Source organism: Pseudomonas sp. WS 5071, from assembly GCF_012985765.1.
GTDB classification, from domain to species: Bacteria; Pseudomonadota; Gammaproteobacteria; order Pseudomonadales; family Pseudomonadaceae; genus Aquipseudomonas; species Aquipseudomonas lundensis_A.
In genome coordinates this window covers 38,794-63,167 of the sequence record NZ_JAAQWY010000012.1, presented here as the reverse complement: position 1 = coordinate 63,167, position 24,374 = coordinate 38,794, and the positions used below count along the sequence as shown (strand labels likewise).

General features: G+C 61.3%; 18 protein-coding genes. 14 read left to right on the top strand and 4 right to left on the bottom strand.

Annotated features, from left to right (window positions below; genetic code table 11):
* The first annotated feature begins 67 nt into the window (after positions 1-67).
* The 4 genes from HBN61_RS09725 (at position 68) to HBN61_RS09710 (ending at position 5,866) form a co-directional block, all read left to right on the top strand.
* Positions 68-1,717, top strand: coding sequence for a VRR-NUC domain-containing protein (locus HBN61_RS09725; protein ID WP_170046634.1), 1,650 nt, complete (start codon positions 68-70; stop codon positions 1,715-1,717).
* Positions 1,714-3,966: a helicase C-terminal domain-containing protein gene (locus tag HBN61_RS09720; RefSeq protein WP_170046633.1), complete on the top strand. Its 2,253-nt coding sequence runs from the start codon at positions 1,714-1,716 to the stop codon at positions 3,964-3,966. The genes HBN61_RS09725 and HBN61_RS09720 overlap by 4 nt, the downstream gene beginning before the upstream one ends.
* 300 nt (positions 3,967-4,266) lie before the next feature.
* Positions 4,267-4,656, top strand: coding sequence for a RidA family protein (locus tag HBN61_RS09715; RefSeq protein WP_170046632.1), 390 nt, complete (start codon positions 4,267-4,269; stop codon positions 4,654-4,656).
* Positions 4,657-4,660: 4 nt separating this feature from the next.
* A complete protein-coding gene (locus tag HBN61_RS09710) occupies positions 4,661-5,866 on the top strand; it encodes an amino acid deaminase (protein WP_170046631.1) in 1,206 nt (401 codons plus the stop codon).
* 58 nt (positions 5,867-5,924) lie between these two features.
* On the opposite strand, the gene HBN61_RS09705 is transcribed toward HBN61_RS09710, so the two are convergent.
* Together HBN61_RS09705 and HBN61_RS09700 are read right to left on the bottom strand one after the other, a co-directional pair.
* Positions 5,925-6,200: a peptidylprolyl isomerase gene (locus HBN61_RS09705; protein WP_047274612.1), complete on the bottom strand. Its 276-nt coding sequence runs from the start codon at positions 6,198-6,200 to the stop codon at positions 5,925-5,927.
* A 44-nt stretch (positions 6,201-6,244) separates the two neighbouring features.
* A complete protein-coding gene (locus tag HBN61_RS09700) occupies positions 6,245-8,410 on the bottom strand; it encodes an ATP-binding protein (protein WP_170046630.1) in 2,166 nt (721 codons plus the stop codon).
* A 253-nt stretch (positions 8,411-8,663) separates the two neighbouring features.
* Here HBN61_RS09700 and HBN61_RS09695 point away from each other — a divergent pair, with 253 nt between their 5' ends.
* The 3 genes from HBN61_RS09695 to HBN61_RS09685 all read left to right on the top strand — a co-directional run bounded on the left by HBN61_RS09695 (position 8,664) and on the right by HBN61_RS09685 (position 12,933).
* Positions 8,664-9,965 (top strand): OprD family porin, encoded by a 1,302-nt coding sequence (locus tag HBN61_RS09695; RefSeq protein ID WP_170046629.1) that lies wholly within the window; start codon positions 8,664-8,666, stop codon positions 9,963-9,965.
* A 105-nt stretch (positions 9,966-10,070) separates the two neighbouring features.
* The gene (gene cobF / locus HBN61_RS09690) at positions 10,071-10,835 is read left to right on the top strand and encodes a precorrin-6A synthase (deacetylating) (RefSeq protein ID WP_170046628.1); all 765 of its coding nucleotides are present in this window, start codon (positions 10,071-10,073) and stop codon (positions 10,833-10,835) included.
* A gap of 100 nt (positions 10,836-10,935) precedes the next feature.
* Complete coding sequence (locus tag HBN61_RS09685) at positions 10,936-12,933, top strand: acyltransferase family protein (RefSeq protein ID WP_170046627.1); 1,998 nt, start codon at positions 10,936-10,938, stop codon at positions 12,931-12,933.
* Here HBN61_RS09685 and HBN61_RS09680 read toward each other — a convergent pair.
* Complete coding sequence (locus HBN61_RS09680; protein WP_170046626.1) at positions 12,925-14,217, bottom strand: glycosyltransferase; 1,293 nt, start codon at positions 14,215-14,217, stop codon at positions 12,925-12,927. The two genes, HBN61_RS09685 and HBN61_RS09680, sit on opposite strands and share 9 nt — an antisense overlap.
* Before the next feature lie 163 nt (positions 14,218-14,380).
* On the opposite strand from HBN61_RS09680, the gene HBN61_RS09675 reads away from it, so the two are divergent.
* The 6 genes from HBN61_RS09675 (at position 14,381) to HBN61_RS09650 (ending at position 22,554) form a co-directional block, all read left to right on the top strand.
* Positions 14,381-15,568 (top strand): acyl-CoA dehydrogenase family protein, encoded by a 1,188-nt coding sequence (locus HBN61_RS09675; RefSeq protein ID WP_094994408.1) that lies wholly within the window; start codon positions 14,381-14,383, stop codon positions 15,566-15,568.
* Between the two features lie 113 nt (positions 15,569-15,681).
* Positions 15,682-17,427 carry an FAD-binding protein gene (locus tag HBN61_RS09670; protein ID WP_170046625.1) on the top strand — a complete coding sequence of 582 codons (1,746 nt, stop codon included), beginning with the start codon at positions 15,682-15,684 and terminating at the stop codon, positions 17,425-17,427.
* Complete coding sequence (locus HBN61_RS09665) at positions 17,424-19,121, top strand: FAD-binding protein (protein WP_170046624.1); 1,698 nt, start codon at positions 17,424-17,426, stop codon at positions 19,119-19,121. The genes HBN61_RS09670 and HBN61_RS09665 overlap by 4 nt, the downstream gene beginning before the upstream one ends.
* 11 nt (positions 19,122-19,132) lie before the next feature.
* Complete coding sequence (locus tag HBN61_RS09660; RefSeq protein WP_094994405.1) at positions 19,133-19,894, top strand: SDR family oxidoreductase; 762 nt, start codon at positions 19,133-19,135, stop codon at positions 19,892-19,894.
* Position 19,895: 1 nt separating this feature from the next.
* Positions 19,896-20,927 (top strand): ferredoxin--NADP reductase, encoded by a 1,032-nt coding sequence (locus HBN61_RS09655; RefSeq protein WP_170046623.1) that lies wholly within the window; start codon positions 19,896-19,898, stop codon positions 20,925-20,927.
* A gap of 19 nt (positions 20,928-20,946) precedes the next feature.
* Positions 20,947-22,554 (top strand): FadD3 family acyl-CoA ligase, encoded by a 1,608-nt coding sequence (locus HBN61_RS09650; protein WP_170046622.1) that lies wholly within the window; start codon positions 20,947-20,949, stop codon positions 22,552-22,554.
* 53 nt (positions 22,555-22,607) lie between these two features.
* Here HBN61_RS09650 and HBN61_RS09645 read toward each other — a convergent pair whose 3' ends face one another.
* The gene (locus HBN61_RS09645; RefSeq protein WP_094994402.1) at positions 22,608-23,393 is read right to left on the bottom strand and encodes an enoyl-CoA hydratase; all 786 of its coding nucleotides are present in this window, start codon (positions 23,391-23,393) and stop codon (positions 22,608-22,610) included.
* A 143-nt stretch (positions 23,394-23,536) separates the two neighbouring features.
* On the opposite strand from HBN61_RS09645, the gene HBN61_RS09640 reads away from it, so the two are divergent.
* Positions 23,537-24,322 (top strand): SDR family oxidoreductase, encoded by a 786-nt coding sequence (locus HBN61_RS09640; protein ID WP_169962833.1) that lies wholly within the window; start codon positions 23,537-23,539, stop codon positions 24,320-24,322.
* Positions 24,323-24,374: the final 52 nt, after the last annotated feature.

Here is a 24,374-nt window from a genome sequence, read left to right as displayed (position 1 = left end):
CAACCTGCAGGACGAACTGATATCTGTGCGCTTATCCAGTATTTAACGTCAGTGGTTCGTTCCGCCTGTGATTTCCAATCCCCTCGAAGACCCGTTGTACTACCTGAAGAACTTCCAGCACGTCCTGCACTGGATCAAATCCCGTTACGACGATCTGCTGAACCTTGAAGAGCAGTGCTTCATCGACACGTTCCTCCAGTTGCCCGGTGCTTCACAGGCACTGTGGGTCAGGCTGGTCATGCGCAAGGGCACGCACTTTCGCGCGAGCAAGCTCAATTACGCCGAAATCGGTGATATCGCCTCTGCCGCGGCCCCCTTGCTGGACCAAGGCTGGGTGAATGACCAGGCGACGATCAACCTGACAGATGTGTTCGAGGTGCTCCAAAAGGCTGAATTGCTGCGTTTTTTCGCTGCGCATATTGCTGATTCAAAAGGCCGAAAGGCCGACTGGAAGGCCCGGTTGAGCCTTGAGCTGACCGATGAGCAACCCCTGGGGAGCTGGTGCCCGGGCCTGGAAGACCGGCTGTTTACCCTGACCAACCGTGCCTTGGGTGATCGTCTGCGCCTGATGTTTTTCGGCACCCTCAACCAGAGCTGGTCCGACCTGGTACTGGCGGATCTGGGCCTGTTTACTTACGAAGCCGTGCCATTGAGCCCGGCGTCGCGTGCCCTGCGTTGCCGGGCTGATATCGACGGCTATTTGCACCTGCATGCGTGCCGCGAACAGTTCGAAGCCGCGCAAGACGTCGACCTTGTTTTGCAGCACGTACTTGACTACACGGCCGACAACCGCTGGCTGGCGCGCCGTCGCGCGCGTTTGTTGTTTCAATTGGGGCAATACCACGAGCGGGCAGGCGATCACCTGCGCGCCCTGCACATTTATCCTCACAGCCAGCACCCGCAAGCCCGGGTGCGCACGGTGCGCTGCATGGAGCACCTGCAAGCGTTTGAGCAAGCTTATGCGTTGGCTCAAGCCGCCGAACAGGCACCGCTGACCGATGAGGAGTCTCAACAGTTGCAGCGAATGCTCCCGCGGCTGCGACGCAAACTCGGACTGCCCGCAGCGCCACGTGCCCGACCCGGCGCCCCGCAACGCCTCGACCTGTGCCTGGAACGCCATGCGGGACGTTCGGTGGAGTTCAGCGTGGCTGCCCATTTGCACACCGAGGATGCGCCGGTGCATTACGTGGAAAACACGCTGATCAACGCCCTGTTCGGGTTACTGTGCTGGCCCGCCATTTTTGCGCCGCTGCCGGGCGCGTTTTTCCATCCGTATCAAAGCGGGCCCGCCGATTTGCTGGAAGACGACTTCCACGCACGTCGATCCGAGCTGTTCGACGCCTGTTTCGCGCAATTGCACGATGGACGATACCGGCACACCATTCGCGACACGTACACCCGAAAATATGGCGTGCAGTCGCCATTCGTGGCGTGGGGCCATCTGAACGAACAGTTGCTGGAGCATGCGCTGAGCTGCCTGCCGCCTGAGCATTTGCAACGGTGGTTCAGTCGATTGTTACTGGACATAAAAGCCAACCGCACCGGTATGCCCGATCTGATCCAGTTTTGGCCCGCGCAAAAAACCTACCGCATGATCGAAGTCAAAGGGCCTGGGGATCGCCTGCAAGACAACCAACTGCGTTGGCTGGCCTTTTGCGAGCAGCATCAGATGCCAGTCACCGTGTGTTACGTGCAATGGCAAGTGTGTACCGCGTGAGTTATCGCATTGCAGTCAGGGCCTTGTGTGAGTTCACGGCCAAAATTGGCGATCTTGACCTGCGTTTCACACCGTCCCCGAGTGCGCAACAGGGCATTGCCGGGCATCGCACTGTCGCCTCACGCCGCAATGCTGACTATCAAGCGGAGCTGAGCCTTGAAGGCCAGTACCGCACGCTCTGTGTGCGGGGCAGGGCCGATGGCTACGACCCGGTGAATAATGTACTGGAAGAGGTGAAAACCTTTCGCGGCGACTTCGCGGCCCTCCCGGCCAATCACCGTCATTTGCACTGGGCGCAGGCCAAGGTCTACGGCGGGTTGCTGTGTCAGCGACTGGAGCTGCCTGCGGTCAATTTGGCGCTGGTGTATTTCGACATCGTCAGCGAAAAAGAAACACGGCTGCAGGAAGAGTGGAGTGCCGCTGATCTTCAACAGTTTTTCATACAGCAATGTCAGCAGTTTCTGGCCTGGGCGGAACAGGAAGTCGCGCACCGTAGCGTTCGCGATGAAGCCGCGCGCACGCTGGCTTTTCCCTACCCGGCGTTTCGCACGGGGCAACGCCCGTTGGCCGAGGCGGTGTACAAAACCGTCAGCACCGGCCGTTGCCTGATGGCCCAGGCGCCCACCGGCATTGGTAAAACGGTGGGCACGCTGTTTCCATTGCTCAAGGCCATGCCCACGCAACAACTGGACAAGCTGCTGTTTCTCACTGCCAAAACACCCGGCCGCAAACTGGCTCTGGATGCCGCGCAGGTGCTGTACCCCGACGAAGGGCCGGGAGCGCCGCGCGTGCTGGAGCTGGTGGCCCGTGAAAAAGCCTGCGAATACCCGCAAAACGCCTGTAACGGCGACGCATGCCCGCTAGCCAAAGGGTTTTATGACCGCTTGCCTGCCGCGCGCCAGGCCGCCGTCCAGCACGCGCACCTAAATCAGGCCGCCTTGCGCGAGGTGGCACTGACGCATCAGGTGTGCCCGTATTACCTGAGTCAGGAAATGGCGCGCTGGGCCGATCTGGTGATTGCCGATTACAACTATTACTTCGACTTCAGTGGTTTGTTGTACGGACTTGCGCAGGCCAACCAATGGAAGGTGGCGACCCTGATCGACGAAGCCCATAACCTGGTGGAACGCGGCCGCCAGATGTACAGCGCCAGCCTTGACCAGTACAGCTTGAACGCCGTGCGTCTCAACGCCCCGGCGCCTTTGGACAAGGCGTTTAAACGCTTGAATCGCGAGTGGAACGCGCTGCATCGTGAGCAAGTCGGGCCCTATCAGGTTCATGCGCAGGTACCGGGCAAATGGCTGACTGCGTTGACGGCTTGCATCACCGCTATCGGGGATTACCTCAACGATCACCCGCAAGGCATGACCGGCGAGTTGCAGGGTTTTTACTTCGATGCGCTGCAATTCAACCGGGTCGCGGAGCTGTTCGATGGGCATTTCATTTTCGATGTCACCCTGCGTGAAACCGGCAAGCGCCGCCTGTCGCAGCTTAATTTGCGCAATGTGGTGCCTGCCGCTTTTATTGGGCCGCGCCTGGCCAGTGCCCACAGTAACGTGCTGTTTTCTGCCACCCTGAGCCCACGGGTGTATTACGCCAATCTGCTCGGTCTGCCGCCAGACACGGTGTGGATCGATGTGGAGTCGCCGTTCAAGGCTGAACAATTAACCGTGCGCGTGGTAAACCACATTTCCACCCGTTTTACCCACCGTGAGCAGTCACTGGAGCCGATTGTCGAGCTGATGGTTCAGCAATATGAACAGCGGGCGGGCAATTATCTGGCGTTCTTCAGCAGTTTCGACTACTTGCAGCAAGTGGCCGGGCTGCTCGCTGAACGTCACCCGCACATTGCGCAGTGGCAACAGGCGCGTCGGATGGATGAAACCGCGCGCCAAGGCTTCCTCGACCGCTTTACGCTGACCGGGCAGGGCATCGGTTTTGCGGTGTTGGGCGGGGCGTTTGGGGAAGGCATTGACCTGCCCGGCGCGCGCCTGATCGGCGCCTTTATCGCCACCCTGGGACTGGGCCAGTTCAACCCGGTCAATGAACAGATCAAGCTGCGCATGGGGGCGTTGTTCGGGGCGGGCTATGACTACACCTACTTGTACCCGGGCATGCAAAAAGTCGTACAGGCGGCCGGGCGTGTGATCCGTACCCAAAGCGATCAGGGGGCGTTGTTTTTGATTGATGACCGGTTTGCCGAGCCCAACGTGCAACAGCTTTTGCCCAAATGGTGGTCACTGCGATAACCGATCCACTGATCGGATATTTTCCGCGATAGGAGGGGCGCAATATCACAGCGATATCACTGGCTGATAAACTTCGCGCCGCTGAAAATCTGCCAGTCGTCAGAGCAGATTGGCCCCCTTGCAGTTGAGTACTGAGCGTGAAACGTGCGTTTTTGCTGTATGTGGTCTGCATGTCCCTCGTTTTAGCCGGATTCGCCTGGATCTTCATCACCCTGTATCACTGACTCTTCGCCTGCACGTGTATGGCAAACTTCTACGCCTTGGGCGCATTCGCCGCCTGTACGTATCGAGGAGTTTGTTATGAGCATCAAACGTTTCGGAACCGGCGCCGTGGGCGCAGGTGGTCAGCCGTTGCCCTTTGCCCGTGCCGTAGAAGCGGATGGCTGGTTGCACGTCTCGGGGCAAGTGGCGATGGAACAGGGCGAAATCATTGCGGGCGGTATCGTCGAACAAACCCATAAAACCATGCAAAACCTGATCGCGATCCTCGAAGAAGCCGGTTACGGCCTCGAAGATGTGGTGCGTGCAGGCGTGTGGCTGGTCGATCCGCGAGACTTCTGGAGTTTCAACAAAGTGTTCGCCAGCTATTTCAGCAGTGAACACGCCCCGGCCCGCGCCTGCGTACAGGCAATGATGATGGTGGACTGCAAAGTCGAAATCGACTGCATCGCCTACAAAGCCAAAGGGTGAACCTATGAACCTGCTTGACGTGGAGAAGGGTGCAGCGCGGATCGGGGACCACCTGCTGTGTGACGTCAGCCTTCCGGCGCTGGTGATTCATCGCCAGGCGCTGGAGCACAACATTCGCTGGATGCAGGATTTCGTCACGCGCAGCGGCGCGGTATTGGCACCGCATGGCAAAACCAGCATGGCCCCTGCGGTGTTTCGTCGGCAGATGGCGCAGGGCGCGTGGGCCATGACCCTGGGCACCGCCGTGCAGACCCGCGTGGCGTATGCAGCCGGTGTGCGCAGGGTGCTGATGGCCAACCAGTTGGTGGGGCGCCCGAACATGGCACTCATCGCGGATTTGCAGGCCGACCCCGGGTTTGAATTTCACTGCCTGGTGGATCACCCGGACAACGTCGCCGCCCTTGGCGCCTTCTTCGCTGAACGTGGTCAGCACTTGAACGTGATGATTGAGTATGGCGTCACAGGCGGGCGTTGTGGTTGCCGCACAGAAGCGCAGGTTATGGCCCTGGCGGCCGCCATCAGTGCGCAACCGGCATTGGCCCTGACCGGAATCGAAGGCTATGAAGGGGTGATTCACGGCGCACAGGCCGTCACGGACATCCGTGCCTTTGCCGCTTCGCTGGTGCGTCTGGCGCTGGCGTTGCAGCGTGGCGGCGCCTTTAGGCGCGACACGCCGATCATTACTGCGTCAGGTTCAGCCTGGTATGACCTGATTGCCGAAGCCTTCGAAGCCGAGGCCGCCAGCGGACGCTTCCTGAGTGTTCTGCGCCCCGGCAGTTACGTGGTCCACGATCATGGGATCTATAAAGCAGCGCAGTGTTGCGTGCTGGACCGGCGCAGCGATTTGCACGAAGGCCTGCGCCCGGCGATGGAAGTGTGGGCACACGTGCAATCATTGCCGGAACCCGGCTTGGCCATCGTGGCGCTGGGCAAGCGTGATGTGGCCTATGATGCCGGGCTGCCGGTGCCGCTCAAGCGCTACCGCGAAGGGAAGGTGGATGCCTCGGGCGATGACGTGAGCGCGTGCACAGTGACTGCGCTGATGGACCAACATGGGTTTATGACCGTCGGCCCTGGCATTGAGCTGCGGGTGGGCGACATCATCAGCTTTGGGACGTCCCACCCGTGCCTGACGTTTGATAAATGGCGTACGGGCTGCCTGGTAGACGAGCAACTGACAGTGGTTGAACCGTTCGAGATCGTGTTTTAAGGCGCGTCGGTGTCGGGGAACAAAGCCGCGCTCAGTCGCGCCGCCTCGTCCCCCGCGTTTAATCGCGGAAAAACACTTGCACCAAGTGGTAACCGAACTTGCTTTTGACCGGGCCATGCACCACACGCAGCGGTTTTTTGAAGATGATCTGGTCGATCACACCGACCATTTGCCCCGGCCGTACTTCCCCCAAATCGCCTCCGCGTTTGCCAGAAGGGCAGGTCGAGAACTTCTTGGCCAGCACATCGAAGGCTTCACCCTTGGCGATGCGTTGCTTGAGGGACTCGGCTTCTTCTGCGGTCTTCACCAGAATATGGCGGGCTTGAGCTTTCATGGGGCGTATACCTTGCAGCTATTGGGCAAATTCGAGGGCGCGGATTATGCCTGAGTTTTCGCCGGGATCATTGCCCGAATCAGGGTTGCCAGCTTATCCACCGAGAACGGTTTGCCGATCATGTCCATGCCCGAGTCCAAAAAACCCTCGCGCTGGATGGCGCTTTCCGCATAGCCGGTCATGAACAGTACATTCAGGCCGGGACGCTGTTGACGGGCGATTTCCGCCAACTGGCGGCCGTTCATACCGGGTAACCCCACGTCGGTCACCAGCAAGTCGATGCGCAGCGACGACTCCAGCAGTGACAACGCGGTTTTGGCATCCGGCGCCTGATGGGCGGTGTAGCCCAACTCATCCAGCACATTAAGCACCAGCGTGCGCACGGCGGGGTCATCCTCCACTACCAGCACGCTTTCACCCTCAATGGCGCAGGGGGCATCCGGGCTGACAACCGGCGGGCGGGGTTGCACTTGCAGGTTGTAATGGCGGGGCAAGTACAGGCGCACACAGGTGCCGTTGCCGCTTTCACTGGTGATGGTCACGTGCCCGCCCGACTGTTGGGCAAAGCCATAGATCATGGACAGGCCCAGCCCCGTGCCCTGGCCGATGGGTTTGGTGGTGAAAAACGGATCGAAAGCCTTGGCCAGCACCTGAGGCGTCATGCCCGAGCCGTTATCGCTGACTTCGAGCATCACATAGTCACCGGCCTTGACTGGCTCCAAGGTGCTGATATCACTGCCGTCGAGGTAGCTGTTGCGGGTTCGCACGCGCAAGGTGCCGCCCTGAGGCATGGCATCGCGGGCGTTGATGATCAGGTTCAGCAAGGCACTTTCCAGCTGACCCGCGTCGGTGTTCACCGCCCAGATGTTGTCGCCCAGTTGCACATCAAGGGTGATATGGGCGCCTTTGGTGCGCCTGAACAGCTCCTCAAGTGACGTCACCAGATGATTGGGGTCCAGCGGCTTGCGGTCCAGCGACTGGCGCCGTGAAAACGCCAGCAGCCGATGGGTGAGTGCGGCCGCCCGTTGTGCCGAGGAAACGGCCGCGTCGGTGAAACGCCCAATCTCGGCACTTCGGCCCGCAGCAATGTAGCGCTTCATCAGGTCGAGACTGCCGATGATGCCGGTGAGCATATTGTTGAAATCATGGGCGATGCCGCCGGTCAATTGGCCCACGGCTTCCATCTTCTGCGCATGGCGCAGCGCGTCTTCGGCCCGTTCGCGCTCCTGCATTTCGCGTTGCAGTTGCTCGTTGGCCTCAGCCAGCGCCTGAGTACGTTCGGCCACGCGCTCTTCGAGGGTTTCATTGAGGTGGAGCAGGGCTTGTTCGGTTTTTTTGCGTTCGGTGATGTCCAGCGCTGCGCCCATGAACCGCTGGGCGCGTCCGGGGTCCGCACTGAAGCAACGACCGCGGGCGAAAATCCAGCGGATTGTGCCGTTGGCGTCCAGCAGGCGGTATTCCTCTGCGTATTCGCCATTGCTGGCCAGGCAGGCTTTGATCGAACGGGTCAGCAGCCCCCGGTCTTCAGGGTGTACGCCTTCTAAATACGCGGTAATCGGTAACTGCCCGGACAACTGCGGCTCAATGCCATGCATCTGCGCAAATCGGCTGTCGGTGACGAACAGGTCCTGGTCGATGTTCCAGTCCCATGTGCCCACGCCGTTGGTGACGGTCTGCGCCAGTCGCAGGCGTTCCTCGGTGTCGTGTTGGGCCTTGCGGGTGGCTTTTGAGCGTTGCCGCAGTTTGATGGCCGTACGGCGGCGGGACGCCTTGACCGCCATCATCAAGAGCCCGGCCACCTCGCCGGTGTCGTCGCACACCGGGCTGAACGTGAGGTCGAGCCACATTTCATTGGCGTGCTGGCGGTCAGGGATCAAAAAATACTGATCGATGTGGCTGCGGCTTTCACCTGCCAGCACGGCGTCAATGATCAGCTGGGTGAATTCCCGGTACTCGGGCCAGCTCTGGTGCACCGGCTGGCCAAATGCGTCCGGGTGTTTGTCGCCGGCCAGCACGGCAAAGCTGTCGTTGTAGATCTGCGTCAACTGCTTGCCCCACAACAACAGCATGGGCATGGGCGAGTTCATTAACAGCTGGACACAGGTGCGCAGGCTTTGCGGCCAGTCAGCCACCTCGCCCAGCGGGTTTCGTTGCCAGTCCAGGCGTTGCGACAGGGGCGCGAGTTGACTGAGGGAAAATACAGCGCTCATGAAAAATCCTGAGGGGGTCAATCGTCGGTGCGTCTATTTAAGGCCGGATATGGGTTAAACGCTATTAACTAAATGAACGGGGCTAAATCTGGGCAAAAGGCCATCATTTGCGACTAAGGTCGTATGAGGCAGCAGCTTAGCCTTTCGTACAATTGCGCCCCCTTTGCATTGAGCGCTTTCGCCCCGGTTTCTAACCGAAGGTGCAGGCTCAATGGTTTTCGTCTTGCGAATGATTCGCTGCTGGAGCTTGTACATGGTTGTCCCTTTTTCGTTGTTGCCGCAATGCCGGGCTGCACGCCTGAGCGCGCTGGCGGTGTGCGCCGGTTTTGCTGCACAAACCCAGGCCGGCGGTTTTATTGAAGACAGCACGGCCAAGCTGGAAGCCCGTACCGTGTACTTCAATCGCGATTTTCGGGACGGCAGCACGTCTAGCCCGCAAGGCGCTTCCAAGCGTGAAGAAACCGCCCAGGGTTTCATCCTCAACGTGCAATCGGGCTACACCCAAGGCACGGTGGGTTTTGGTCTGGACGCGCTGGGCATGCTGGGCCTGAAACTGGACTCCAGCCCCGCCGACAGCAACAGCGGACTGTTGCCTTCGACCGGCAGCGACCCGCGTCGTTCCAAGGACCAATACGCGAAAATCGGCGTGACCGCCAAAATGCGTTTATCCGACACCGTGCTCAAGTACGGTGCCTTGCTCCCGGATCTGCCCTTGCTCAAGTACAACGATGGCCGTTTGCTGCCGAACATGTTCAACGGTGCGATGCTGGTTTCCAGGGACGTAAACGACCTTACGATCATGGCCTCGCGCCTTAATCGTTACACCGCGCGCGACTCCACCGACCCGCAGGATTTACGCCTCAACTGCAAGAACAAGCGTTATGGCTGCAACATCACCGCCGACCACTTCAACATGTACGGTCTGGACTACAAGGTTAATGACCGACTGACGGCGCAGTACCACTACGCCGAACTTGAAGACATCTATCGCCAGCAATTCGTGGGGCTGCTGGCCAACCAGCCGATCGGCCCGGGCGTGCTGTCGGCTGACGTGCGCCTGTTCAAAAGTGACGATGCCGGTTCTGCCAAGGCCTCGACCATCGACAACCGTGCCCTGGGGGCCATGCTGGGTTACTCGCTGGGCGGGCACAAAGTCAGCGCGGGCTGGCAGCGCATGAACGGTGACAGCTCCATGCCGTATCTGGATGGCAGCAACCCGTACTTGGTCAACTACTTGCAAGTCAACGATTTCGCCAACGCGCAGGAACGCTCCTGGCAATTGCGCTACGACTATGACTTCAAGGCCATGGGTTACAACGGCTGGTCGTTCATGACCCGCTATGTGAACGGCGACAACATCAAGGTTGTAGGCCGCGCCGAAGAAGGCAAAGAGTGGGAACGCGACACCGAGGTCAAATACATTGTGCAAAGCGGCACGTTCAAAGACCTGAGCCTGCGCTTTCGTAATGCCACCTACCGCACCAACTACTCCAAGTTCGCCCGTGACGTGGACGAAACCCGCCTGATCGTCAGCTACAACCTCAACATCTGGTAACCCTTGCGACCGCGGGTCAGTCCGACACACAGGGCTGATTCGCGGTGCGTTCACCGGCACGGCGCTCTATAGTCAGCGGCACGACTTTGGTGGAGCCTTCTGTGCATGAAAACCCTTCTGCTGATTGGCATGGGCGCTGGCAATCCTGAGCACTTCACGGTGCAGGCGATCCATGCGCTGAATCGGGCGACCGTCTTTTTTGTACTGGATAAAGGGTCCATCACCCAGGATCTGGTACGCCTGCGGCTGGAGATCTGCCAGCGATACATCCGCGAACCTGCGTACCGCGTGGTGCAAGTCAGTGACCCCAAGCGCGACAGCACAACCCCTCGCTACACCGATGGCGTGGAGCAATGGCACGCGCAACGTGCCGAGGTTGTTGCCCGACTGATTGAACACGAATTGCAGGACGGGGAATGCGGGGCCTTTTTGTTATGGGGAGAGCCGGCGCTGTACGACAGCACCTTACGCATGCTGGATCGGGTCCGTGACCAGGGGCTGACCGGGTTCGACTATGAGGTGATTCCCGGCATCAGCAGTGTGCAGGCCCTGGTGGCGCGGCACCGCATTGCCCTTAACGGTATTGGGCAGCCAATCCGGATCACCACCGGGCGACAACTCAGCGCAGCAGACCTGGACAACGTGGTGGTCATGCTCGACGCCCATTGTGCGTTCGAAGCGTTCGTGGACCAGGATGTCGACATCTATTGGGGCGCTTACATAGGCACCGCAGATGAAATCCTCATCGCAGGCGAACTGTCCGACGTGTGCGCGCAGATCAAGCAGGTCAGGGCACAGGCCAGGCTGCGCAAAGGCTGGATCATGGACACCTACCTGTTACGACGGCGCAGACGGGGGGCGGAAAACTAGGCCAAGGTACTACGTCGAAACAAGATGGGGACTACTGCTCAATACGTAACGCAAGGTTACTGTCCTTACCGGTCAACAGTCCGTGCGAGCAGGTTCCCCGATGCCTCACCATTCTTACGCGCACATCCACGGCATAGATGGCCTGCGGGCCATTGCCGTACTGGCGGTGATCATTTTCCACAGCGATTACCTGAATGTCCTGCCTGGCGGTTTTGTCGGGGTGGACATGTTCTTTGTCATCTCGGGGTATGTCATCAGCCAATCCCTGAGTGAACGGCCGTCATCCGGGTTGTTGACGTATCTGGCCGACTTTTATCGACGCCGCTGTCTGCGCATCCTGCCCGCGTTGCTGTGCGTGCTGCTGGTCAGCTTTGTGCTGTCTGCGATGTTCATGCCGCAGTTTTGGCTCAGCGATCACATCAATCGCACAGGGCTTGCGGCATTTTTCGGGCTGAGCAATGCCGTGCTGGCACTGCACACAGACACTTACTTTTCCCCCGGCAGCAACCTCAACCCGTTTCTCCACACGTGGTCACTGGGGGTCGAAGAACAGTTCTACCTGCTGTTCCCCGGGTTGTTTTGGCTGTGGCTGCGTTACCGCACACAATCATGGCTCGCACGGGCGCTGCTGCCCGTACTGGCCGCCGTGTCGCTGCTGGTGTGCGCCTTGCAGACCAGCAATGCGCCGTTGTCAGCGTTTTACCTCTTGCCCGGCCGCTTTTGGGAACTGGCCGCCGGCGCCATGCTGTATCAGGCCATTGGCGCCAAGCGAGGCGTGTTGACCTCTGTGCCTCTGGGCACTATTACGTTGTTGGCCGGGGCAGCCTTGCTCATCGGCAGTTTCGGGTTGGCCCGGCCCAGTCAGTTTCCGTTCCCGTGGGCGGTGGTCACGGTATCGGGCACGCTGTTGCTGCTGACGGCGATTATCCTGCCAGCGCCACACTGCGCGATGCCGTTGCAGCGTGTGTTGCAAGGTCGCGCGCTGACGTACATCGGTCGTTTGTCCTACTCCCTTTACCTGTGGCACTGGCCGGTGCGGGTGTTTTTCCAATGGACGACCGGGCTGGAACTGTTATGGGTTCAATGCCTGTACCCCGTACTGGTCTTCGCACTGGCCGCTGCGTCGTATCACTGGCTCGAAAGGCCGGTGCGTGCCAGCCCCTTACGGCAGCTACGCGCCCCCGGCCTGACGCTTGCCGTGAGCGGTGCGGCAGTCGGGCTTTTGGCGCTCACGTGCGTGGCGATGACCCGTCAAACAGAACACCTGTCCTTGAGCCAGACCCGCGACACGTACACCTGGTATGCCTACCGGCATTGGCCCGCAGAGCCGCTGCCCGCCCTTGACGAGCCGCGTTTGCAGGGGCGACGGCTGTTCGTGCTGGGCGACTCGCACGCTGCCGCCTACCGCACCCTGTTCACCCTGATCGCCCTGCAAATGGGCATCAAGGTGATTGAGTATGAGCGGGGAGGCTGCGGGGTGGTGACCCTGATTGCCGCCGACCCGCCCGGATGCGCTGCCCGGCGTGAGGCGGATTTCAAGGATCTGGAGGCCCGCGCCCGGCCTGGGGACATCGTGTTTCTGCCATCCCTGCGCATGCCGGAGCTTCAGGGGCTTGAATGGTCAAAAGGGGAAACCCCCGTGGTCGACGACTTGCTTGCAGGGATTGAGCACGAGCAGGCGGCCGCGTATGCATCGGCGCTGGCAACCCTCAACCGTTTGCAAGCGACCGGGCTGCAGGTGTTGATCGAGGCCCCCAAACCATTATTCAAGGCACCGCCCAGCCGCTGTTCCGACTGGTTCAATCACATGAACCCGGTGTGTGCTCCCGGCCTGACGGTGTTTCGCAGCACCTTGCAACGCTTGCGTGCCCCGCAACTGGCGTTGATCGAGCGTTTACAACAGCAGCATCCCGCGTTGGCAGTGTGGGACCCGTTCCCGGTGTTGTGCCCGACCGCCCTCTGTTCGGCCTATGACAGGAAAAACGGCAAACCGTTGTTCTTTGATTCCAACCACCTCAGCGGCCACGGCAATCGCATCCTAGCGCCCTCATTCAGCGCCGCGCTGCAAACCTTGTGGGGCATCAAGCCGTTAAAGTGAACGGTTTTTGGCCTCGATCCATTGCGCCATGTACTGCGTACTTTTGTGATGATGGTGGCGCAACATGGCCCCGGTGAAGTTATTGCGACGGTGACGTGGCAGGTCTGCGCGGCAGGCTTCAATCCGTTGCACCAGTGCCGGACCATGAACGTTTTGCTGGTAACGTTCGGCAAGCAGTGTCCGCCCGTGCTGTTGAGCCTGATGCCATGCCGAAGGGGTGCGATACAGCTCCACCGCAGCGGCGGCTATCGCAGAAGCCGACGTCGCGATGGCTCCGGCCCACGGCAGGTCACCGTGCATCCCTTCGGCGCCGATTGGCGTGGTGACGTTAGGCGTGCCGCATAGCATGGCATCGGCAATCTTGCCCTTGATGCCCGCACCAAAGCGCAACGGCGCCAGACACACCCGCGCCTGGCTCATCACGGCCAGCGCGTCCTCGGCCCAGTTCAGCACATGAAAACCCTGGGCCGGGTTATGCAAGGCAGTGGCCTTGGGCGGGGTGTAGGCACCATAAATGTGCAACTGGGCATCGGGCAGTTGCTGACGAATCAAGGGCCACAGCGTGGTCTTCATCCACAGCACCGCGTCCCAGTTTGGCGCGTGGCGAAAGTTGCCAATGCTCAAGAAGTGCTGACGTTGCTCGTAGGGCACACAGGTGTCGGGTACGCCATCCACCATCAACGGGCACAGGTGCAGCAACGCAGTGGGGACGTGAAATTGCTCCACCAGCAAGTCGATCTCGAACTCGGAAATCATCAGGTTCAGGTCGCTGCGGTAAATCGCGGCCAGTTCGCGCTGCGCCAAGTCCGTTTCAGCCATTTGTTCGAAGATCTCGTCGGTGGCCGGGGCGAACAACGCACTGAAATCGTCCAGGTCGCCACTGTGCTTGAGGCGTGTCTTGAGCTGCTGATGACGAGCATCGCGCAGGCTCTGCAGATCAGAGGTTTCCAGCACCCGCAGGGCGTCGGGGCAGTGTTTTTCGACCCGCCAGCCGAATTGCTCTTCCATCATGAAACGGTCAAACAGCACGATGTCCGGCGCCAACGCGCAGATGAAGGCATCGAAGCTGCTGTTGTTGAGCTCGATGCTGACCTCATCGATGCCCAAGGCCGCCAGGTCTGCCTTGTGCTCGCCCACACCGGCCGGGCTGCTGAAGGTAATGTGCCAGCCTTGCTGCAAAAAGCTCTCGATGATTTGCATCATGTGCCCACCCGCCGCTGAGGAGCGCGGCTCTGGCCACACGTAACCGATGATCAGGACGCGGGTGGGGGCAGTCGACGGCATGGGGCTGTTCCTTGAAACACGGAGGCTGAAAAAAGGCGGCAATTAAAACACAACAGGGTTGGGGCTAGTCCGCTTTGACGATGATGCCGAGCGTTACAGATCGGATTATTCGTCACAGACCGCCCGCGCATCCGCGCAGCGAGAGACTGACGGAGAACCAAAGATGGACCCGACCCGAGTGAAAAGTCCGATAGAGCTTGAGCTGCTGGAACGCGCACGCACCCTGATCCCGGCTTTGCAAAGCCGTTCGGCCCAAGCCGACAAAGACTGCAAGTTGCCGGATGCCACGGTGCGCGACTTGCAGGAAACCGGTTTGCTGCGCGCCCTGCAGCCCAAGGCGTGGGGTGGTCACGAAGTGGACATTCGCACGTTCTTTGAAATCCAGATGACCCTGGCCGAAGGCTGCATGTCCACGGCCTGGGTGTTTGGCGTGATGGGCGTCCACCCATGGCAACTGGCCCGCTACCCGGAACAGGCCCAGCGCGATGTGTGGGGCGAAGACAGCTCGGCGCTGGTGGCCTCCACCTACATGCCAGTGGCCAAAGTGACGCCGGTCAAGGGCGGGTATCAGGTCAGCGGCCGTTGGGGGTTTTCCAGTGGCAGCCAGCATGCGCAGTGGTGTTTCCTCGGCGGCATCGTGCCGCAAGACGAGACGGGCCCCACCGAGCATGGGACCTTTCTGATTCCGGCCAGCGATTACCGCATTGAGCAGAATTGGGACGTGCTGGGCCTGCGCGGCAGCGGCAGCCACGACATCGTGGTTGAAGACGTCTTCGTACCCGCCCACCGCGTACAGCGCACCAATAACTACAGCGTCGAAGCGACCCCCGGGCGACGGATCAACACCAACCCGATGTATTCGATCCCGTTCGCCCAAGTGTTTGCCCGGGCGGTCTCGACCTCGGCCATTGGCGCGTTACAAGGTGCAATCAACGCGTTCCGCGACAACGCCGCCGGGCACATCGGCAAGCATGGCGCCAAAACCGCTGAAGACCCTGCGGCGCAAGCTGCCGTGGCTGAAGCGATTATCACCGTGGACGCCCTGAAACTGGTGTTGGCGCGCAATTACGGGCACCTGCTGGCCCTGGCCGAAGCGGGCGAGTACCCGGATGTCGAAACGCGCTTGCTGTACCGCTATCAGTCGTCCCACGTGACCAACGTGTGTGCCGACCGGGCCAGCGACCTGCTGCGGTGCATGGCGGCGTCAGGCCTGTACAGCGGCAACCCGGTGGCGCGCTATTTCCGCGACCTGCATCAAGCGCGCGGGCATATCGCCAACAATGAGGCGGCTTACCGCCGCAGTTACGGGCTGGTGCAACTGGGCCTGCCTAACGCCGACCCATTTGTGTAAACGGCTCCACACGCGTTGAACGCACCGCGCCCGTCACTGCCCGTGCCTGCACACGGCAGCGGCTGGCGTGACGTCAGCATGAATTTCAGACCTCAGCGGATGGCACAACAACAATGACGGCTCAAGTTCAGTCTCAGTCCAGCTATGACGTGATCGTGGTCGGCTCCGGTGCCGGCGCCATGACCTCGGCCCTGTTCGCCGCCGATCAGGGCCTTTCGGTGCTGATTGTCGAAAAAAGTGACAAATATGGCGGAACTTCAGCGATATCCGGCGGCGGCATCTGGATTCCCAATAACCACTACTTCAAAGCCAAAGGCGGGCATGACAGCCCTGAGTTGTCGATGCAATACCTCAAGGCCGCCACCGGCGAACACGGCGATGAAGCGCGCCTGCGCGCCTATCTGGACAATGCCGCGCCGATGATTAAGCAACTGACGCATAACAGCCGCGTGCGTTATGCCGTGGCAGAAAAATACCCCGATTATTACCCGCACTTGCCCGGTGCCTTGCCCGGCGGGCGGACGCTGGACCCGGAGCTGTTCGACACCAGCCTGCTGGGTGAAGAGCTGGCGAACCTGCGCAAACCGTCACCGTCCACCTTGCTGATGGGGCGCATCGCGTGGACCGCACGTGACGCGCACGTCGCCATGGCCCGCAGTTTTGGCTGGCAATGGCTGATCTTCAAATTGATGGCGCGCTACAAACTGGACTTCAAATGGCGCCGTAAAAGCAAATTCGACCGCCGCGCTGCGCTGGGCAGCTCGCTGGTCGCCTCGCTGCGCCGCTCGCTGATGGACCGCAACGTGCCGCTGTGGCTCAACACTGATTTTGAAGAGCTGGTGGTCGAGGATCAGCGGGTCACCGGCATTAAAGTCCGTAGCGCTGGCAACCTGCTGACGCTCAAGGCGCGGCGCGGCGTGATTTTTGGCTCTGGCGGCTTTGAACAGAACCAGGCCCTGCGTGAAAAATTCCTGCCGCAACCTACCCGCGCGTCCTGGAGCGCGACGCCGCCGGGCAATAACACCGGGGCGGCGTTGCAAGCAGGCCTCAATGCTGGGGCTGCCACGGCGTTGATGGACTGGGCCTGGTGGGCGCCCACGATTGCCGTGCCCGGCGAAGAAAAACCCCGCGGCGTGTTTGCCGAGCGGGCATTTCCGGGCGCCATCGTGGTTAACAGCCTCGGCCATCGTTTTGTCAATGAAGCGGCGCCGTACCTGGAGTTTGTTGACGCCATGTACAAAGACAATCTCAAGACCGGAGGGCGCTCGGTGCCCGCGTGGGTCATTTTTGACGGGCACTTCCGTTTTCATTATGCGATGGGGCCGTTAATGCCCGCCCAAGTCATGCCGGACAGCCGCTTGCGTAAAGAGTGGCTCAACACCGTGTACTGGAAAGCCGACAGCCTGGAGGCGTTGGCTGCGCAAATCGGCGTCGATGCCCACGGCTTGGGCGACACGGTGCAAAAGGTCAATGAGTACGCCCAAACCGGCGAGGATCTCGACTTCGACCGGGGCGGCAATGTCTTTGACCGCTATTACGGCGACAGCAATCTCAAACCCAACCCGTGCCTGGCACCGATCCGCAAAGGCCCGTTTTACGCCATGCGCCTGGATGCCGGAGACATCGGTACAAAGGGCGGCTTGCTGACCAATCAACACGCCCAGGTGGTGCGTGAAGACGGCCAGCCGATTGCGGGGCTGTACGCCATTGGCAACTGCTCGGCGTCAGTGATGGGCACCAGCTACCCCGGCGCCGGTGGCACCCTTGGCCCGGCCATGACCTTCGGCTACATTGCCGCCAACCACATTGCCCGCCATGCGCCCGTGGCGTCCGCGCCCAAGGCCGAGGCGGCAGTATGAACCGTCCGGCAGCGCACACCAGCAACACCGACATCCTCGCGCCATTGCGAGTGTGTGACGTGGCCGATCAGGCTTGGCACGACAGTTGTGACGTGCTGGTGATCGGCTGGGGCGCCGCGGGCGCCTGTGCCGCGCTGGAAGCCCGTACCCACGGCGCCAGCGTGATCGTTGCAGACCGCTTTACTGGCGGCGGGGCCAGCGCCAAGAGCGGTGGTGTGGTCTACGCAGGGGGCGGCACCCGGCAACAACGGGCAGCCGGTTTTGATGACAGCCCACAGGCGATGTTCGATTACCTCAAACACGAAACCGCTGGCGTTATCAGCGACGACACCTTGCGTCAATTCTGCGCGGACAGCGTCAGCAACCTGAACTGGCTCGAAAGCCACGGCGCGAGTTACGCCCACAGCGTGCCCCCGGGCGGCAAGACGTCCTACCCGTCCGATGGCTACTTTCTGTATTACTCCGGCAACGAACTGGTGCCGTCCCACAGCGGCACGCACGCGCCGGCGCCACGGGGCCATCGCACGGTTGGCAAAGGCCAGTGCGGCGCCGTGTTATATGGCCATTTGCAAGCTGCCTGCCTGCGTGCCGGGGTGCAGCCGTTGCTGCAATCGGCTGCGCGTCGGTTAGTGGTGGATGAGACGGGCCGGGTCGTCGGTGCTGAGCTGTGGCAGATGCCTGCCGGATCGCGCGAGGCGCAGCAACATGCACGGCTGGCGGCACGGGCCGAGCGCTTGCAGAACTTTGCGCCGGGCTACTGCGACCGTTTGCGCCACACCGTCAGCCAGCTGGAGCGCGAGCATGCCCGACCTGTGCTGATACGGGCGCGCCAAGGCGTGATCCTGAGCACGGGCGGCTTTATCTTCAATCGCGACCTGATCCGCGAACATGCCCCCAAATTTCGCCGCAACTTCAAGGTCGGCGCTACCGGCTGCGATGGCAGCGGCCTGCGCCTGGGGCAATCGGTGGGCGCACACGGTGATCGCCTGAGCCGGGTGTCGGCATGGCGCTTTATCAACCCGCCGTTTTGCTGGCCTAAAGGGATTGTGGTCAACACCGAAGGCCGACGTTTTTGCAACGAAGAAGTGTATGGCGCCACCCTCGGCCAGCCGCTGTGTGAAGAGCAGGGGGGCAAGGCCTGGCTGGTGCTGGATGCGCGCTTGCGCAAGCAGGCGATTCGTCAGGCGCTGTTCGACGGCTATTGGTGGTTTCAGGCATTGCCAGCCTTGGCATTGATGCTGTTCAAGGTGCGCAAAGGCCGCGATGCGTCGCAGCTGGCCAGCGCTTGCGGCATGCACGGCGAAACCCTTGAGGCTGCGTTGCAAGCCTATAACGCAGGCGCACGTGGCACGGCGCCCGATGCGTTTGGCAAGTCGCAGGGCAGCCGCCAGGTGTTGGATCAGGGCCCGTTCTACGCCTGTGACATCAGTGTCAGCAACCCGATGTTTCCATTGGGGGCGCTGACCTTGGGCGGCCTCAAGGTCGACGAACATAACGGCGCGGTACTGGATGGCAACGGCCAACCGATTGCCGGGTTGTACAGTGCCGGGCGAACCGCCATCGGCATCGCCTCGCATTTGTACATCAGCGGCCTTTCGCTGGCCGACTGCGTGTTTTCCGGGCGCCGTGCAGGCAAGGCTGTTGCTACTGACAGCCAGCCCGCTCGGGCCCAACTGGCGGCTGAAACCCTGTGAAGGAGCACCCTATGAGCGCACGCGTAGCAGGCAAAGTGGCGTTGATTACCGGTGGGGCCAGCGGTGTGGGACGCGCCAGCGCCCGGCTGTTGGCCCGAGAGGGCGCGCAGGTTGTGATCAGCGACATTGACGTCGCGGCCGGGCAGGCACTGGCGCAGGCAATCGGTCCCGCCGCCCTGTTCCTGGCGCATGATGCGGCCAGCGAGGCGGACTGGGCGCGGGTCATTGACGTGATTCGCACCACCTACGGACGCTTGGATATTGTGTTCAACAACGCGGGCATTCTGCTGCACGGTGACATTGAACACACCGACTACCGGGACTGGCAGCGCGTGCAACGGGTCAACAGCGACAGTGTTTTTCTGGGCTGCCGGGCGGCACTGGGGTTGATGAAAGAGGGCGAGGGCGGCTCGATCATCAACATGTCGTCGATTGCCGGACTCGCCGGACGCGACGACTACACCGCCTACAGTGCTTCCAAAGGGGCCGTTGCCGCCCTGACCCGTACCGTGGCGGTGCTCTGCCGTCGGCGCAAATACCGCATCCGCTGCAATTCATTGCACCCGGACGGGATTCTTACCCCAATGACAACCGGCACGTTCCCGGCCGGACTGGACCCCGCCAGCCTGACCATCGAGAGTGACCCGATGCACCGGATGTGCCTGCCTGAAGACGTGGCCAATAGCGTGTTGTTTCTGGCCAGCGATGAGTCGCGCGCGATCAATGGTATAGAGCTGCGCATCGACAGCGGCCAGTTTGTGATGAGTATTTAAAATGAATACACCTGCCTACCATTCGCTGCGCATTGCGCAAATCATCCCTGAAACCGCTGATTCGCGCTCACTGGTGTTCGACATTCCGCCTGCGTTGCGCGAGCAGTTCACCTATAAGCCCGGTCAATTCCTGACCCTGCGCGTGCCGTTCGAAGGTGCATGGCTACCGCGCTGTTATTCGCTGTCCAGCACACCGCTGCACGATGAGCCACTGCGGGTGACCATCAAGCAAGTGCGTGACGGCCGCGCCTCTAACTGGCTGTGTCAGCAACTGCGCGAGGGCGATCAACTGGACGTGCTGGCGCCGGCGGGGGCGTTCGTGCCACGTCACTTTGACGATGACTTTGTACTGTTTGGCGGCGGCAGCGGGGTGACGCCAGTGCTGTCGATCCTGCGCTCTGTGCTGATTGCCGGCAGCGAGCGGGTTTTGCTGATCTACGCCAATCGCGATGAAGCCTCGGTGATCTTCGCCGCCGAGCTGAAGGCCCTGGCCAGCGCCTACCCCCAGCGGCTGCAAGTGATTCACTGGCTGGATTCGGTACAGGGCATTCCGGCGGTGGCGCAATTGGCAGAAATCGCCCGCCCGTGGGCCCATGCCCAAGCCTTTATCTGCGGTCCGGGGCCGTTCATGGACGCCGCCGTCAGCGCCCTGCAAGGGCTGGGCATGCCACACGGGCGTATTCACGTGGAGCGCTTTGTTTCACTGCCCGAAGAAGGCAGTGTGCCAGAGCTGCCCGCGGTGAACCCCGATGGCGTCAGCAGCCAACTGTCGGTACGCCTCGACGGCGAAGAATTCGAAGTCCCGTGCGCCGAGGGTGAAACCCTGCTCAATGCCATGCAACGCGCCGGGCTGAGTCCGCCCAGTTCGTGTCTGGTGGGGTCGTGTGCCACCTGCATGTGCACGGTCGAACGCGGTGCGGTAGAGATGCTGCGCAACGATGCCCTCGATCAGCAGGAGCTCAGTGAAGGCTGGGTACTGGCCTGCCAGTCCATCCCCCGCAGTGAACAGTTACGCGTGTGTTTCCCCGAATAATTCGCCAGACGAGTGACCGATGAATTCCACCCTTGACGTCCTGCGTGACGACACCTTGAGCCTGCCAAGCTCCATTCCTCACTTGTTGCAGCAAGCGGCGCAACAGCATGCCGGGCGCACGGCCATTGAAGCGCATGGGCAGCGCACTGACTATCGAGACTTGCCCCGACTCGCCCTCGCGGTGACCCGCAGCCTGATGGCGCTGGGGATCGAGAAGGGCGATCGGGTGGCAATCTGGGCGCCCAATGGCCGCGACTGGATCATTGCCGCGCTGGGGATTCATTGCGCCGGGGCAGTCATGGTACCCATCAACACCCGGATGAAAGGCAGTGAAGCAGCTGACATCCTGCAACGAAGCGGCAGCCGTGTGCTGTTTGTGCAGCCGCATTTCCTTGGCACCAATTACCTGGCGTTGCTGGCCCCTTGTCGCCCCGCCAGCCTTGAACACATGGTGCTGCTGGAAGAACGGCAGGTCGCCAGCGCCCTCGACCTGGATTGGGATGAGTTCCTGGCCTTGGGCACCACAGTCAGCGAACATTCTGTGCAGGCGCGTTCGGACAGTGTCCAGGCCAACGACTTGAGCGATCTGCTCTTTACCTCCGGCACTACGGGCAAGCCCAAGGGCGTGATGAGCGCCCACGGGCAAAACCTGCGCGCCTTCAGCGAGTACGTGAAGGTGATTGGCTTGCAGGCGGGCGACCGGTATCTGGTCATCAACCCGTTTTTCCATGCCTTTGGCTACAAGGCGGGGTGGCTGACCTGCTTGTTGGCCGGGGCGACCATCTTGCCGCACGCGGTATTTGATGCCGAGGCGGTGTTTCAACGCATCGCCGCAGAACGTATTAACGTGCTGCCGGGGCCGCCTACCTTGTACCTGTCGATGCTGGCCCACCCGAAACTGGCCGAGACGGACTTGTCGAGCCTGCGGATTGCTGTCACCGGCGCAGCAACGATTCCGCCCATCCTGATTGAGCGCATGCGCCGTGAGCTGGGGTTCGCCGTGGTGACCACCGCATATGGCCTGACCGAATGCGGTGGGCTGGCGACCATCTGCGACCCGCACGATGCGGCCGAGACCATCGCCGGCACCAGCGGCCGGGCGATTCCCGGTACAGAAGTGAGCATTCGCGACCCGCACAACCGCCCCCTTGCAGCAGGCAACACCGGCGAGATCTGCCTGCGCGGCTTTCATGTCATGCAAGGCTATTTCGAAGACCCGGTTGCCACTGCGCAAACCATTGACAGCGAAGGCTGGCTGCACACCGGCGACATTGGCGTGCTGGACGCTGCGGGAAACCTGCGCATCACCGATCGCCTGAAAGACATGTTCATCGTCGGCGGCTTCAACTGCTACCCGGCCGAAATCGAGGCCGGGCTGATGGAGCACCCGGCTGTCGCGCAGGTGGCGGTCATCGGTATTGCCGATGAGCGCATGGGGGAGGTGGGTTGCGCCTGTGTTGTGCTGCGCCACGGCCAGTCACTGGATCAAGCCCAGTTGATTGAATGGGCGCGTGAACACATGGCCAATTACAAAGTGCCCCGGCAGGTGCGGTTCTTTGAGGCGTTGCCGGTCAATGCGTCGAACAAAGTGGCGAAGAATGAATTGCGCGCAAAGGTGAACGCCTGACCCACACAACAACGGGCCCGCGCCAGCCTTGAGATGCTGACGCGGGCCCGGGTTTACTTACCTTCAAACCGTGGCGTGCGTTTCTCGATGAACGCCTGCATGCCTTCCTTCTGGTCCCGTGACGCAAACAGCAACGCATTGGCTTTGCGCTCCAGCGCCAAGCCGGCCTCCAGCGGTGCGTCCATCCCGGCCAGGATCACTTCTTTGATTTGCTCGGCCGCCAACGGCGGCATCGCCGCAATCTGTCTGGCAATGTCCAGTGCCTGGGCTTGCACCTGGTCATCGTCCACCAGGTCGCTGACCAGCCCGGCCGTCCAGGCTTCTTCTGCGCTGATGGGTTGACCGGTCAAGGCCATGCGCATGGCTTTGACCTTGCCCACGGCCCGTACTAGCCGCTGCGTGCCGCCGATCCCCGGCATGATGCCGATGCGGATTTCCGGCTGGCAAAATTTGGCCCCGCGCCCGGCGACGATGATGTCGGCCAGCATCGCCAGCTCACAACCGCCGCCATAGGCGTAGCCGCACACCGCCGCGATCACAGGCTTCGGGCACTGCTGAATCGGCGCCCAGACCCGTTCGGTGTGGCGCTGATAAATGTCGATCGGGCCAACCCCGGCCATGCTGTTGATGTCGCCGCCCGCCGCAAACACCTTCTCGCCACCGGTGAGCAGGATGCAGCGCACCTCGGCATTTTCTGCAAGTTCCACGAAATAGCGTGACAACAAAGCCTGTAATTCAAGGCTCAGGGCATTGGTGGCCTGGGGCCGATTGAGTCGCAACAGGGCGACGCCCGGGCTCGGGAATTCGAGCAGAACCGGGTCGGTGGAAGGGGCTGACATGGCGTTCCTCATGAGCGATGGCTGGCAGTGCCGCGTGCGCTGAAGTGTTGCGTTGGCGTGGCGCGGCTTCATCGTCCATTCAGACGACGAGCACCCGCGAATAAGCCCCTAGAGTGGCTCCATCAGAAGAAAAGGAGCGCCTCATGGGCCAACATTCAGGACTCGATTACACCGACAAGGTGGTGCTGATTACCGGCGGAACCAAAGGCATCGGCGCAGGCATTGCGTGCAGTTTTTTGCAGGCCGGAGCGCGCGTCATTGTGTGTGGCCGTACGGCGCCCGAAGCACTGCCACAGGCCGGTTCGGCGCAGGCGATCTTCATGGCCTGCGATGTGCGTGACCTGGATTCGCTCAAGGCCCTGTTCGACGGCATCCGTGCCGATTTCGGGCGTCTGGATGTGCTGATCAACAACGCCGGTGGCAGCCCTGCCGCCGACGCGGCCAGTGTTTCGCCCCGTTTTCATGAAGGCATTATCCGCCTCAACCTGATCGCTCCCCTGAATGTGGCGCAGCAGGCCAATGCGCTGATGCAGCAACAGGCCGACGGCGGCTGCATTGTGTTTATCGGCAGCATCAGCGCGTTGCGTGCCTCGCCGGGTACGGCGGCTTATGGCGCAGCCAAGGCCGGTGTGTTGGCGCTGGTGCAATCGCTGGCGGTGGAATGGGCGCCCAAGGTGCGCGTGGTGGCGGTCAGCCCCGGTTTGGTGCGCACCGAACAGTCGCATTTGCATTACGGCGATGAACAGGGTGTCGCCGCCGTCAGCGCCGGGATACCGGCCGGGCGCATGGCGCTGCCTGAAGACATTGGTAACGCCTGCCTGTTTATCGCATCGCCCATGGCGGGGTATGCCAGCGGTTGCAACCTGTTGCTGCACGGCGGCGGCGAACGCCCGGCTTTTCTGGGTGCCGCGCAGAACGCCGGGCATTGATCGACCCTCTGCGGCAACCCGCAAGTTGCCGCGCTCATCCTGCAGGAGACGA

Coding starts and splice junctions, on each gene's coding strand:
- HBN61_RS09715 (WP_170046632.1), top strand. CDS start 4,267: ATGAGCATCAAACGTTTCGGAACCGGCGCCGTGGGCGCAGGTGGTCAG.
- HBN61_RS09710 (WP_170046631.1), top strand. CDS start 4,661: ATGAACCTGCTTGACGTGGAGAAGGGTGCAGCGCGGATCGGGGACCAC.
- HBN61_RS09705 (WP_047274612.1), bottom strand. CDS start 6,200: ATGAAAGCTCAAGCCCGCCATATTCTGGTGAAGACCGCAGAAGAAGCC.
- HBN61_RS09700 (WP_170046630.1), bottom strand. CDS start 8,410: ATGAGCGCTGTATTTTCCCTCAGTCAACTCGCGCCCCTGTCGCAACGC.
- HBN61_RS09695 (WP_170046629.1), top strand. CDS start 8,664: ATGGTTGTCCCTTTTTCGTTGTTGCCGCAATGCCGGGCTGCACGCCTG.
- cobF (WP_170046628.1), top strand. CDS start 10,071: ATGAAAACCCTTCTGCTGATTGGCATGGGCGCTGGCAATCCTGAGCAC.
- HBN61_RS09685 (WP_170046627.1), top strand. CDS start 10,936: ATGCCTCACCATTCTTACGCGCACATCCACGGCATAGATGGCCTGCGG.
- HBN61_RS09680 (WP_170046626.1), bottom strand. CDS start 14,217: ATGCCGTCGACTGCCCCCACCCGCGTCCTGATCATCGGTTACGTGTGG.
- HBN61_RS09675 (WP_094994408.1), top strand. CDS start 14,381: ATGGACCCGACCCGAGTGAAAAGTCCGATAGAGCTTGAGCTGCTGGAA.
- HBN61_RS09670 (WP_170046625.1), top strand. CDS start 15,682: ATGACGGCTCAAGTTCAGTCTCAGTCCAGCTATGACGTGATCGTGGTC.
- HBN61_RS09665 (WP_170046624.1), top strand. CDS start 17,424: ATGAACCGTCCGGCAGCGCACACCAGCAACACCGACATCCTCGCGCCA.
- HBN61_RS09660 (WP_094994405.1), top strand. CDS start 19,133: ATGAGCGCACGCGTAGCAGGCAAAGTGGCGTTGATTACCGGTGGGGCC.
- HBN61_RS09655 (WP_170046623.1), top strand. CDS start 19,896: ATGAATACACCTGCCTACCATTCGCTGCGCATTGCGCAAATCATCCCT.
- HBN61_RS09650 (WP_170046622.1), top strand. CDS start 20,947: ATGAATTCCACCCTTGACGTCCTGCGTGACGACACCTTGAGCCTGCCA.
- HBN61_RS09645 (WP_094994402.1), bottom strand. CDS start 23,393: ATGTCAGCCCCTTCCACCGACCCGGTTCTGCTCGAATTCCCGAGCCCG.
- HBN61_RS09640 (WP_169962833.1), top strand. CDS start 23,537: ATGGGCCAACATTCAGGACTCGATTACACCGACAAGGTGGTGCTGATT.